Here is a 13,115-nt window from a genome sequence, read left to right on the forward strand (position 1 = left end):
AATTTCGCTGTATTTCCCGGGATCTCCGGCGTTCCTCCGGTATCGCTACTGGCACTGCTGCGGTTGGCATAGTTTGTGCTCTGCTTGCCCGCGGGTCTATGCTGAAAATAGTACCCGCGTGATGTCACTGCTTTGACTTCTTTGCAAGCCCCTTCAAACGCTGCCTCGGCGCGAGCGAGAGTTGACGAACATGAATCAAGCCAACGTTGTGCAGTCCACTGCTGTCCGAGTGGATACGTTTCTCGACGATGTGTTGGACGGGCTCTCGCGTCCCCACAAATCGCTGCCTAGTAAATACTTGTATGACGAGCGTGGCTCGCATCTGTTTGATCAAATCTGCGAACTGGATGAGTACTATGTAACGCGTACCGAGTTGGCGATCATGCAACAGAATGCGTCATCGATCGCTCATCAAATTGATACCGATGTGATGTTGGTGGAATATGGCAGCGGAAGCAGTTTGAAAACGCGTGTGTTACTTGATTCGCTGTCGCGTCCTGCTGCCTACGTGCCTGTCGATATCTCGGAAGAGCACTTGCTGAACACTGCCGAACAATTGCGATTAGCCTACCCGGACTTGAAGGTCCTGCCCGTCGTCGCCGACTTTACCCAACCGTTTACGCTACCCGATTGTGAGCCGCCTGCGTCACACGTTGCGTTTTACTTTCCTGGGTCCACGATCGGCAACTTCACTCCGCCGCAAGCTGGTAAACTGTTGCAGCAAATGGCTGCAATGCTGGGGCAACAAGGTGGATTGTTGATTGGTATCGATCTGCAAAAAGATCTCGACGTTTTGCATGCCGCCTACGATGATCGCGAAGGGGTCACGGCTGCGTTTAGTCTAAATCTGCTGAGCCGAATCAATCGCGAACTCGGGGGTAATTTTGATTGTGATCGCTTCCAACATCGCGCTGTTTACAACACCCTGCACCACCGAATTGAAATCAGCATTGTCAGTCTTGAAGATCAAGTGGTTTCCATTGGCGACCATGCGATCGAGTTTGCTGCGGGCGAAGGCATTCTGACCGAGTATTCTCACAAGTACACCGTAGACGGATTTGCGAAGTTCGCTCGCCAGTACGGATTCCAGCTTCACAAATCCTGGACCGATCCACAGAACTATTTCGCAGTCTTGCACCTCGTTATTGAATAGACACATGAGTAGTACTGCTGCTGCCCTGTCGCCGGGGGAACAACTTCGTGCGTCCTACCTCGCAACGCGATCTTTTACCGACCAGATTGCTCAGCCTTTGTCGGCGGAAGACTGCACCGTTCAGTCGATGGACGACGCGAGTCCCACGAAGTGGCACCTTGCGCATACCACGTGGTTTTTCGAAACCTTCATCCTGCGGACTCAGTCGGACTATCGCGAATTCGATCCCGAGTTCAATTTTTTGTTCAATTCGTACTACAACTCGATCGGTCGCCAGTATCCTCGGTCGCGTCGGGGGCTGATCTCTCGTCCCGGGATGCAGCAGGTCGAGGATTATCGCAACCATGTCGATCGAGAAATGTCGAGACGTCTGGGGTGCGATGATTTCGCGACCCAGAATGCCGAGTTATTACAGATTGGGATCAATCACGAACAGCAGCACCAAGAGTTGATGCTGACTGACGCCAAGCACATGTTGTCATGCAATCCGACGTGGCCAATCTATCGTGACGATCCGTTTGATCGTGCAGTGGCGGAGCGGGCGGAGCGATGGATCGAAGTACCCGATGGGATGCATGACATTGGGCATGAAGGCGACGGTTTTGCCTATGACAACGAATCGCCGCGGCATGCGACTCATTTGCATGCGACCTCGATTGCAACGACGCTTGTCACCAACGGCGAATTCTTGGAATTTGTCCAAGACGGCGGCTACGAGCGACCCGAGTTTTGGTTGTCGATGGGCTGGGCAACCGTTCAGCAGGACAATTGGGATGCCCCGCTGTATTGGGTGCAACAAGATGGTCGCTGGCACCAATTCACGCTCGCAGGATTGGTCCCCGTCGACCCTGATTGGCCCGTTACACATGTCAGCTATTTCGAAGCCGATGCCTTCGCTCGCTGGGCAGGCAAACGGTTGCCTACCGAGTTTCAGTGGGAAGCGGCGTGTCAGATCGCGAATCGTTCGTCTGACGTATCGCTCGAACAAGAGCCGTTTGCGGATGTGTTGATGAAGCAAAACAAGTGCATTCATCCGACGCGATCGCCAGCCGGATTGATGGGCGGCGTGTGGCAATGGACCTGCAGCAGTTATGCAGGCTATCCCGGCTATCGACCGCCCGCCGGCGCGGTAGGCGAATACAACGGCAAATTCATGTGCAATCAATATGTATTGCGAGGCGGCAGTGTCGCGACGTCAAGCAACCATATCCGCGATACCTATCGCAACTTCTTTCCACCCGAAGCACGTTGGCAATTCACCGGCATCCGGCTCGCCGACGATTGATCCGATCGAAAGATTGAGCCTGCGGCCTAAGGTTTTCCAATAAGCCCCGCTGCATCCGTTTACGCCAACTTGGCGCCGTTGTCGATCGATTTGTCGGGGACCGCCAACACGACCGAGCCATCGTCACGATAGAAACCGACGATCAAAAACTCGGATAGAAAGGGGCCGATCTGTTTGACGGGAAAATTCACAACCCCGATGATTTGACGGCCCAACAGTTCGTCTTTGGTGTAAAGCGACGTGATCTGAGCACTGGTTCGCTTGACACCAATCTTTGGTCCAAAATCGACCGTTACCTTGTACGCTGGCTTCCTGGCTTCGGGGAAATCCAATACTGCGACGATCGTTCCCGCACACAGTTCGACTTGTTCGAAATCGTCCCAGCTGATGGTGTTTTGATGACTCATTCTGTCTCACCACATTCGTGTCGGAATTGGTCTAAGAACGTTCGCATGAATTGCTCGCGTTGGCCTGCAATTCGGCGAGCCGCATCGGTGTTCAGCAGATCATGTAGCTTAAAAAGTTTCTCGTCAAAGTGGTCGATTGCTGTTTTGTGTTTTCCACCTGGGTTATCCGACAGGTAGAAAGGTTGTCCGATGGCGGCACCGTACTCGATCGTCCTGACGATACCGATCGCCCCGAGCGCGTCGAGCCGATCGGCGTCTTGCACGATCTTGGCCTCGAGTGAAAGTGTGGCGGGATCGGCAGCCTTGCGAAACGAAATGGTATCAACAATCGTCGCGACGTGCTCGATGGTGCTGGGGTCGACGGAATGCTTGGACAAAATATCGCGTGCAAATTCGGCACTTCGCTCTTGGCCGTCGTGAAATTTCGCATCGCCAAGATCATGTAGCAGTGCTGCCAATTCGACGACAAAGCGATCGCCGCCGACTTCCGCTTGAATTTCACGAGCCGATTTGAGTACACGCAACACATGATCGACATCATGTCCGGCCTGTTGTCCCGCCATCCGTTGGCAAACAAGACACTGCACTCGCTCTACGATTTCCGTTTCGGTCATCATCGTCCTAACTCTCCGATAGGCGTCCAGGCGGTTATTTGACGCAGCCTTACTTCGCGAACCGATCGTAGCGAAACGGGCCGATCGTTTCGAATGATCGTAGCGAAACTCGCCAAGAGTTTCGAGCGGCTTGAAGCTTGTCGCGTTTTATTCCCAGAGAATCAGCAGTTCGGGACAGAGGATATGGGAGGTGTTGTTGGGATCGACCAGGATCCGCAACGATTCACCACGATCACGAAAGCCTTCGGCTCGTTTAACGCTGATCCCATACGCATTGACGGTTGCCGTGTGGGGGCGTCCCAAGTGATCGAACTCGAATAGGACATGATGGCGACGTTGGTTGTTCACAGTGGTGCTTGTGCGTTTGACATCTTTGACAACGCCATGCACTAGATCGCCATGTCGACAAACACGTACTTTACGCCAGCGGAATCGCTGTGCGACATACAGCATGATGCCGCCGACCAACGGCAAGACCACCAGCATCACCGTCCCAATGCGTCGGTTCTCTGCATCACCAATCGCGAGTGCGGTAATGCCAATCGCAATTCCTGCCATCAGAAAGACGATGCCGAACAAAACGACTGGTAGAGTGTTGCCGAGCACTTGTGCTTTCATTCCCGGCGGCAGGGTCCGCGGTCGCGATTCAGCGAGGAATGTGTCCAATTGATCGCGGGTGACCGCCAATTTACGCAGTTGGTTTTTCAGTAACGTGCCTGCCAAACCGCCCATCCGATCGGCTGTCGCCTGGACATCCTCAATTCGTGTTTCGCGGTGTACGTCTGGATGAGCGTCAAGTGTTTCTTCGCCTTGTTGTATTTTTTCGGCGATCGCCAATGCCGTTTGCACAAAGTCCTTCTGGTCGGTTTGCTTCATCACCTCGTTGTGACGAAAAACGACCAAGTACCGGCCCTGGCCTTTGACGTTCCAGCCTGGGTGCTGGATCAAAAAATCACGTAGTTTGCGAGTGAACATCAACCGCACCGGTGATTCAGCCCAGGCGGTCAAGTGATAGTGGTCGGCGAATTGGGGGGAATCAGCAAAGTCCAGCGTGCCCAGTCCGCGCAGCCCCGCAGAACTAAGCAGCGAGAGCATTTTGCCGGCCATCCCCTTGGGTTTCGGAGCTAAATCAAATTGAGGAAGATCCAGATCAGACTCTACCAATACAACAGCGGATTGGCGAACATGACTGGTCGTGGTTGGCCCATCACTCGACCGATTCTCGCGGGTGTATCCCATTGTGACCACGTGCAAATGGGCATCACCAAACTGTGATTGCTGATGCACCGTAACGGAGACGGGGCCGGCGAACATTTCGGAAAGATCGATTTCGAGCGTCTCGGTGGTCTCAGCGGCCATGCGAATCGTCCAGGTTGTCAGCGGTGTGAATCAAAAGAGCGAGCGATCAAGGCCTCAGGCAGCGTAACGCAACAATCAGGGCGCGAGGATCTGAGTTCTTTCAATTGACACATTGCCACGCAGCTTTGTTGTAGTCGCAAAGACGCCAATCTTTGGCGGTCCGCGGACCTTCGATGGTTAGGGCGTCGAGAGCCGCAGTTCCTTTTTCCACCATTCGAGATACTGGTCGGCGGAAACGTTCGGGTCGAGTCCGCGTTTTCGCTGCGTGTTTTCATACCACTTTCTTTTTTCAGCAGTGATCGCATCATGATAGGCTTGATCGCCTTCGCGGATCGCCCCTTGGTCACCGCTCGTTTCAATCCACTGATTCAGCTGAGTTCGCATTCGCTTGAGTGTGGATTGATATTCGGGATTCTCGGCAAGGTTGTGCAGTTCGTCGGGATCCGCTGATAAGTCGTACAGTTCCTCGGCGGGGCGCGTTTTTTGCATCATGCGTGCCGCTTCCGGGGCGAGTTTGCCTTCGGCGTGCAGCACTTCCAATAGCGTGACCACCGGATAAGAGAGCTGCTTGTAGCTGCTGGTTTGCGTATAAGGGCGGTCGGGGTGAAAGTTGCGGATGTACTTGTACCGTGTGTCTCGGATGGCGCGGATGCGGTCGGCAGCTTCACCACAGCGATCGCGAGCGGCAAATACAAATTCGCGTCCTTTGAAATCGGCAGCCAGAATATTGACGCCCTCGGTGCGAGCGTGCGGCGTGATGTTAGCAGCACGTAAACACGTCGGAGCCACGTCGATCAGACTGACAAGGGCATCGCTGCTTGTGCCTGGATTATCGATCATCGGTCCGGCAACGATCAGTGGCGTATGGATCCCTTCGTCGTAAAGCCACTGTTTGCCCCAAACATGAGGCCGACCGTGATCGCCAAAGAGCATGATCAACGTGTTTTCACGCAATCCTTCGGCATCCAAACGATCTAAGATGGCCGCGACATGCTTGTCACCCTTTTCCACCGATGCCAAATAGTTCGCCATGTCGGCGCGGGTCACCGGATGATCGGGAACGTTGGGCGGCAACGTTAGTTTGTCGGCCCGCTCGGGATCGCCGTCTTGGACAAACGGGCGATGAGGCTCGTGGATTTGCACCTGAGCAAAAAACGGTTGCCCGTCGCGACGCTGCGACCAATCGTTACCGTGAAATAGGTCGTCGTCGGCGATGAAGTTGTAGTCCCGCTTGGCTTTGCCTTTGACCCCCGGAGGCTTCAGGTCACAGACAAAATAGCCTGCATCGCCAAACTGCTGCATCACCGTTTGCACGCCCTCAGGCAACGGCTTCATTTGCCGCGTGCGATGGTGGTGTGCGCCAATCGAGGTTTGATACATGCCGGTGACCAACGCACTCCGCGACGACGAGCAGACCGGCGACGTCGAGTAACACTGCGTATAGCGAACGCCTTCGCTGCACAACCGATCCATCGCGGGCGTTGAAACGTGAGGCGTTCCAAAACAGCCAATCTCGGGCCCGAGATCATCCAAAACGATCCACAGAACGTTCGGGCGCTGGTCCGCCATCGCACTGCCAAGCATCAAGGATGCGAGGGCAAAGAGGCACGCGATCATGCGAAACAAGCGTCGTGGTGTCGGTGGCATTGGTTGAGGATGAATTTCATTCATGGTGAGGAATGGTGTCTAAGACGAACCGCATGCACGCTTTAGGCCATATCGGTAATGACCATCATCAGCCGCACTACTTCGTCACCTCTGGATTGGCCTTACCGTCCGCGTCCAAGTTGTCGGTGACCCACAAAATGCCTCGAACAACGACGTCCATGTAGCGAGCATCGGCGACGGTGTCGTTTTGGTGACCAAGCGAGGTGCTGAAGATCTTGGTTTTCTGAGGACCGTAGTGATTGGTCCATGCGATCACTGCGGTCGATTCCGTGGCCGTCGCATCGGGATTCTGCTTCAGTTGCTTCTTGTTTGGCGGCATCATTTGTTTGCCTTCGATCAGGGCACTCGCACCGGCAAACACACGGATGTTGTTGTACAGTTCTTCGTTGATCGTTGTCCAATTCTCGAACCCTTTCATGATCGGGTGTGTCGAATCGGTGCTCAGCACATCGATGGGCAATTTAGGGCCGTGGCCTGTCGATTGCAGCCCAAGCATTTCGTACCAACCCGCGTTGTCGGCGCCGGGCTGCACGGGCGATTTGAAATCACCCCAACGGTAGCTGTGCATCGCACAGTGCAGATTGACGGCCGGAGTGCCGTTGCGATGCGCAGCCAGGATGCGATCGACGTAAGGCCGCTCGATCACGTTGGCGGAACATTCATCGTGCACAATGACATCGTATCCCTTGGCCCAATCATCGGATTCGTAGATGTCAAAACGGGCGGTGGTGGTGGTGCTCTCACTCAGCTCGACGGTGACTTCGGCATTCAGCCGTTCTTCGATGCCTTGCTTCAGCAACTTCGTTTGCGTCGCGTAGTCGTGGCAACAACCGCCGGCGACCAGCAGCACCTTCAGCGGCTCGGCTTTCTTGGCTGCCTCTTCCGCCGTTGCGATCGAGGGGCTTTGCAGCGACCCCAGCGTGAGGGTGGCGACTAGGGTCAGCAGGCGGATGGGAGAGATTTTCATCAAAGGTGTCTCGTAACACAAAGGGTGGGAAATTTCGGGAATGTCAGTGAAGCCGTAAAGCGAGCGACGTGGCCACGACTCAGTTTACTTGCGTTGGTATTGAAAGTTAAATCGCGGATTCGTCGACATGGTTCGCGCCTCGGAGATCAGCTTACTCAACTCGGCCGCCTGTTCGGGATGTTGGGCGGCGACATTGTTCTTTTCGCCGGGATCGACGGACAAATCATACAGTTCGATGGGCGATTTTGGATCGAGATCGACATTGTAGCGAACCCCTTTCCATTTGCCCTTGCGAATGGCCACACGCCCCTTTTTCTCGAGAAATTCCCAGTAGAGGTAATCACGTTCTTGCTGTTGTTCCGGTTTTCCAAGCAGCGTGGGCAGGATCGAAACGCCATCGGTTTTGCCAGGCAGCGGTCGGTCGACCAAATCGGCCATCGTCGGCAAAAAATCCCAGAACGCCGAAATTTCGTCCGAGACACTTCCCGCTTCGATTTTGGTGGGCCAAGCGGCGATCATCGGTACTCGAATCCCCCCTTCGTAGAGATCGCGTTTCAGCCCGGTGAACGGGCCGTTGGAATCGAAATAGTCGGGGGCATGGCCCCCTTCTTGGTGAGGCCCATTGTCGGACGAGAAAATCACCAGCGTGTCCTCTGCAATCCCCAATCGCTCCAGTTCCGCGGTGAGCTCGCCAACATAATCGTCCAGCACATTGACCATCGCGACAAACGCAGCATGCGGTTCGGGCTGCCCCAAATAATAGTCGTCGGGGTACTCTGTCTCGGGCGGAAATTTGCCCCGGTACTTTTTCATGTACGATTCCGGCGCGACCATATCGGCGTGTGGCTGGATGGCGGCGTAGTAACAGAAAAACGGCTGGTCTTTGTTGTCACGAATAAATTTCAATGCTTGATCATGGATCAAATCCGGTGCGTAATCATGTTTGTGTGACGCGACGTTACCCCAGAGCAATTGACGCTCTTGGTCGTTCCACAGAAATGCGGGGTAGTAGCAGTGGGCAATTCGCTGACAGTTGTATCCATAGAAACGGTCAAACCCCATCTTCAACGGCTCGCTGACGGAGCCGGGGGCTCCCAATCCCCATTTGCCAAAGAGGCCGGTCTTGTATCCAGCAGCTTGCAGATGCTTTGCCACGGTGTAGGTATCTGCGGGCATCGGTTCCTGGCCTTCGGGCGAAACTTCCGCATTGCCGCGCACTACCGTGTGGCCAGTGTGAAGTCCGGTCAACAGGGCACACCGCGACGGGGCACAAACGGTGCTGCCAGAATAGTGCTGGGTGAAACGCATCCCCCGCTGGGCCAATGCATCAATGTTGGGAGTCTCGAACTTGGTTTGCCCATAACAGCTGAGGTCGCCGTAACCGAGGTCGTCGGCAAGGATGTAAATCACATTGGGGGTGCGTGGTTCATCCGCTAATACTGCGACGGCCACCAGGTTGGCTAGGCAGCACTGGAGTAGGCAAATGAGAAGCGATTTCATGAGATTCCTGAGAGAGAGATTTTGGGGGTAGGAACTAGCGACCGCACGGCGGGCACGAGGCGAGAGCGAAACCTGCTTGCTAAAGTGACTGCACGCTGAAGAGATCTGCACGCTAATAGATTAATTAAAATCTTAGCTCGCTCGTTCCGTTTTCAGCAGTTCGGCGTCGCTATTTGCTCTCGGCTTGAAAGCCAATGTTGTCTTTGATTTCGACATCGGTCGAGTCGGCGGACTGCGCGATCGTCAGGGCGTGGTCAAACCCGGTGGCGGTATTGTCGACGATTTGCGCGTTATCGCAATAATGCAGGTCGATCGACGGATACTCGGAATTGGCGGGGTAATCGCTACTAAATTCCAATGTGTTGCCGGCAATCGTCAACCCGCTGACCGATCGCGTCTGAGCCACCAAGCCATTGAAGCTGCGGATGGTGTTATTGAGGAAGCGGATATTGCGGTGGAAATGTCCTTCGCCCATTCGTTGTTCGTCCGTCAATAGCGGAGAAGCAAGTAACGGGTAGACCGGACCTCCTTCGAAGCCAATGTTGTCGAAAACATTGTTCGAAATCGTGACATCTTGGACGCCACCGGATTCGTACCATTTCTTGTTGTCGCCTTCGATCAAGATGCCGTGCATCTGCGAAGAAAAATAGTTACTGTCGATCAATACTTTGCCCTTGGTCGTGATCAATGCCCCACGTGCACGGTTCTGGCGAATGGTGTTGTGTTTCATGACCACGTCGGGATACCAAGTCAGATTTTCCATTGACAGCGGACCGTCTGGCAGATCGTCGGGGACATCCGAAACCGTGACGATAAATCGTTCTTCATTTAGGACCTCGATTTTTTCGACCGAGGTTTGATGAAATGGCAGGACGGTTTCGCGAGACAGGATGGCAACCTTGTCACCTGGGGCGGCGAACATCAGCCCCCATTGCTGTGGATGGCTGATCGCACCGATGAATCGGTTGTCACCTAGATACTCTTCGATTTTAACGAAGGCACCGTGAACGTTGATGCCGTCATCAAGCATGTGTTCGAACAAGCAGTTTTCCAGTTTGACGGTGCCTCGACATCCGACAAAGTGTGTGGCGTCGGCGCGGGTGGCGACCAGCCGATCGGATGTTGAGGTGACGACCATCTTTTCAAGCGTGACGTTCTCGGTCCGTTCGGCAATCAATGCCATCCCACCCGCCGCATGAACCGTCACATTTTCGATGTGAATGTCACGGGAATTGGCAACGTGAATTGCTGGGCACAGACGGCTGGTTGGATTCACCCCGTAAGTGATCAATACCGATCCGACCGGAGGCAGCGCCCGTCCGTTGGCATGGAAGCGAATCCGGTTCTTGCCAACAGCGGTCACCTTGACCGGTTTGGAGTAGTTAACAATATATTTTTTTGTGTCGTAAATGGGCGACTGGGTTTTGGGATCAAACACAATGTTCGATCCAAAAGGGTCGCTCCAACCATCGCGGTCAAACAGGACCTCGCCATGTTTGATTGTGTACGGATAACGATCGCGATCCACTTCGACCGTAAATGTGTCATCGCCTTTGTTGTTTTCGACGACGGTTAGCTCGCTATGAAACGGACGGTCCCAGTCGATTGAGAAATTTTGAAGCGTTGCCCCGCTGCTGCTATCGATCACGATCGGGCTGATCCGTCCATGAAACAGAAACGTCGAACCGCCGCCGTCGATAGTGATGTTCTTGAAACCAAACAGCGGGAAACCCATTCGTTTCAAACTATTGTCGTGGTTCGAGACGGCGCGAAATTGTTCAAGGGCATTGTCGGGGGCGAATCGATACGTGCCCTTGGGAAAGACAAGTGTAATGTCGCTTTCGCCTTCGACCGATTGGATCAAGCGAAGCAGGGGGTAGGTCGCATCTTCGCCGGGCAGAACGCCATGATCAGCGACGTTGATTTCTTCGGCCTGGGTCTGCGGCATCAACGCGATTGGAATCAAGGCGGCGAGCCAACAATACCATCTGAATTTCATCGTGTTCGTCTCTGCGATGGGAGGGACTCAGGTTATTCGATGTGCATCACTTCGATGTTTATTCGTTCGCGGAATCTTTGACGAGTTTGTTGGAACGTACCCAGTCGTAGTGGGGCGTGATTTTGCAAACGCCGACCTGCAACACTCAGGACGTTTGGAACCATCGATGGCGCGATGGTAGCGGACGAGGTTTTGAATCCTGTAGCTTCATTCAGCCAAAAAGGACTCGTTACCTCATCCACTACGGAAAACGCCGTCAATGATGCTTCGGACGGTCCTATGCTGCGGTTTGGAAGTTCGATTCTTTTTCGAATCGCGTGAAGGTGCGAACGCCGAAGATGGCAATCGCGACAAAGCAGATCAGCGGTAGGTAAAACGAGTTGCGAACGCCAATCGTGTCGATAAACCAACCTTGCATCAGCGGCAACAGGGCTCCACCGACGATCGCCATGATCAAACCAGCTGAGCCCAGTTTGGCTTCCTCGGCTGGTAATCCTTTTAGGGCAATGCCGTAGATCGTCGGGAACATAAGCGACATACAAGCCGAGATCAGCACCAAGCAGATCAGTCCCGTTTTGCCTTGCAGCATGATGGCACCAAAGGTCAAGATCGCTGCAGCCACCGCCAGCGATGCCAACAGTTTTCCAGGGCTAACAAATTTCAGCATGAACGTGCATACGAATCGGCTAACCAAAAAGATGACCATCGCGGCGATGTTCCACGTTTGTGCCTGGGCAAGCGATAGTCCGACTTGTTCCATTCCATAGTGAATGATGAAAGTCCAACATGTGATTTGGGCTCCCACGTAAAACGCCTGTGCGATGACGCCTTCGCGATAATGGGCTTTGCCAAACAATCGAACCGCTAATTCACCCACCGGAGCGTCGGGTTGATCCGCAGCAAACGTGGGCATTTTTGTCAGTGCAAACAGGATCAAGAATCCGATTACGACACAGGCGATCACGACGTAGGGAGTGCGTACGACGCCAAGGTCGTGTTGTTGGATCGCTTGGAATGTCTCGGGCGATGTGACTTGCATATTGGCCAATCCTTTGCTGACCGCGGCGTCCAATGTTCCATATTCTTGATCGAAATCGGGCAATCCCGACGCGTAGTCCGCCTCGACATACTGCACCACCTCGGGCAATTTGGCTTCCATTTTGTCGCGGAACTCACCGACCTGCAGATTCGGTGCGATAATCGTCGAGGCGACGATCATGCCGGTCAACGATCCCATCGGGTTGAACGCTTGGGCTAGATTCAATCGCTGGGTCGCTGTTTCCGGAGGTCCCATCGCAAGGATGTATGGGTTGCAGCTTGTTTCCAAAAACGCCAAACCAAAGGTCAGAATGTAGAATCCGGCAATGAAAATCCAAAAATTCGTGTTCAAACTGGCTGGAATACTCAACAACGCCCCGACCGCGTACAACGCAAATCCCACCATGATCGCACCTTTGTACGAAAAACGGCGGATGAAGTAGGCGGCGGGTAGCGCCATCGTAAAATAGCCGCCGTAAAACGCGAACTGAACCAGCGAGCTCTGGGTGTTGCTGATCTGAAAGACTTCTTTGAACACCTTCACCAGCGGGTTGGTGATGTCATTGGCAAAGCCCCACAACGCGAAACAACAGGTCGTCAAGATGAACGCCATTAAGTATTGACGCGGGACCACTTTCGGCGGCGATGTCTCAAGAGGTTGACCCTCGCCAGTGGCGTCGGTTGCCGGTTCGTGAGATTGGACTTCAATGCCGTCGGACATAAAATTCGTTCCAAAAAAGCGATAAGTTGTGAGGAAAAGGGAAGCGGCGGAGCGTAGCGGCCGCTATCGGCCACGATGTGCCGTCTGTCTCTAAAATAGCGTGTTTCTCCCTGCAACGGGATAGTCCATGCCGGCCAGATTGGCGTCTTTTATTACCAAAGAAGCAATTGCGGTGATCCAGCTGGTCGCACACCCCTGAGCTGCGGCGGCGAAGCGAGCATCGCAACGCCGGGAAATTTCCCAGAATCTCACGCCTCACAAGCCAAACAGCGTGCCGGAAATCGTTGCCCAACCCGGCCAACGAGATGGTTCGCGGCTGCGGCTAGCACCGTGACGCTTCCCGAGGCGGCACGTTAACGCATTTGTGTTAGGTAGCTACGCTCGCCAGTGCGTTGATGCTCGCC

General features: G+C 54.1%; 9 protein-coding genes and 1 pseudogene. 2 read left to right on the top strand and 8 right to left on the bottom strand.

Translation table 11 applies throughout. The features are described from left to right. Positions 1-190: 190 nt before the first annotated feature. Both egtD and egtB read left to right on the top strand, forming a co-directional pair. Positions 191-1,153, top strand: a complete 963-nt coding sequence (gene egtD, locus ABEA92_RS14350) for an L-histidine N(alpha)-methyltransferase (protein ID WP_345684533.1) — start codon at positions 191-193, stop codon at positions 1,151-1,153. Between the two features lie 4 nt (positions 1,154-1,157). After that, on the top strand, positions 1,158-2,438 hold the full coding sequence (gene egtB, locus ABEA92_RS14355) for an ergothioneine biosynthesis protein EgtB (RefSeq protein WP_345684534.1): 1,281 nt from the start codon (positions 1,158-1,160) through the stop codon (positions 2,436-2,438). A gap of 59 nt (positions 2,439-2,497) precedes the next feature. Here egtB and ABEA92_RS14360 read toward each other — a convergent pair whose 3' ends face one another. From ABEA92_RS14360 to ABEA92_RS14395, 8 genes and pseudogenes are all read right to left on the bottom strand, one after another. Then, positions 2,498-2,845 carry a tRNA-binding protein gene (locus ABEA92_RS14360; RefSeq protein WP_345684535.1) on the bottom strand — a complete coding sequence of 116 codons (348 nt, stop codon included), beginning with the start codon at positions 2,843-2,845 and terminating at the stop codon, positions 2,498-2,500. Further along, positions 2,842-3,459 carry an HD domain-containing protein gene (locus ABEA92_RS14365; protein ID WP_345684669.1) on the bottom strand — a complete coding sequence of 206 codons (618 nt, stop codon included), beginning with the start codon at positions 3,457-3,459 and terminating at the stop codon, positions 2,842-2,844. The genes ABEA92_RS14360 and ABEA92_RS14365 overlap by 4 nt, the downstream gene beginning before the upstream one ends. 147 nt (positions 3,460-3,606) lie before the next feature. Continuing rightward, on the bottom strand, positions 3,607-4,818 hold the full coding sequence (locus ABEA92_RS14370) for a DUF3592 domain-containing protein (protein WP_345684536.1): 1,212 nt from the start codon (positions 4,816-4,818) through the stop codon (positions 3,607-3,609). Positions 4,819-4,995: 177 nt separating this feature from the next. Next, positions 4,996-6,489: a sulfatase family protein gene (locus ABEA92_RS14375; protein ID WP_345684537.1), complete on the bottom strand. Its 1,494-nt coding sequence runs from the start codon at positions 6,487-6,489 to the stop codon at positions 4,996-4,998. 73 nt (positions 6,490-6,562) lie between these two features. Further along, positions 6,563-7,453 carry a ThuA domain-containing protein gene (locus ABEA92_RS14380; protein WP_345684538.1) on the bottom strand — a complete coding sequence of 297 codons (891 nt, stop codon included), beginning with the start codon at positions 7,451-7,453 and terminating at the stop codon, positions 6,563-6,565. Between the two features lie 84 nt (positions 7,454-7,537). Further along, positions 7,538-8,953: an arylsulfatase gene (locus ABEA92_RS14385; RefSeq protein WP_345684539.1), complete on the bottom strand. Its 1,416-nt coding sequence runs from the start codon at positions 8,951-8,953 to the stop codon at positions 7,538-7,540. A gap of 169 nt (positions 8,954-9,122) precedes the next feature. Beyond that, positions 9,123-10,952, bottom strand: a complete 1,830-nt coding sequence (locus ABEA92_RS14390) for an alpha-1,3-galactosidase-related protein (RefSeq protein WP_345684540.1) — start codon at positions 10,950-10,952, stop codon at positions 9,123-9,125. 277 nt (positions 10,953-11,229) lie between these two features. Then, a pseudogene (locus tag ABEA92_RS14395) lies at positions 11,230-12,735 on the bottom strand (MFS transporter); the annotation flags it as partial. Positions 12,736-13,115 lie beyond the last annotated feature (380 nt).

It is taken from the genome of Novipirellula caenicola (genome assembly GCF_039545035.1).
GTDB lineage: Bacteria > Planctomycetota > Planctomycetia > Pirellulales > Pirellulaceae > Novipirellula > Novipirellula caenicola.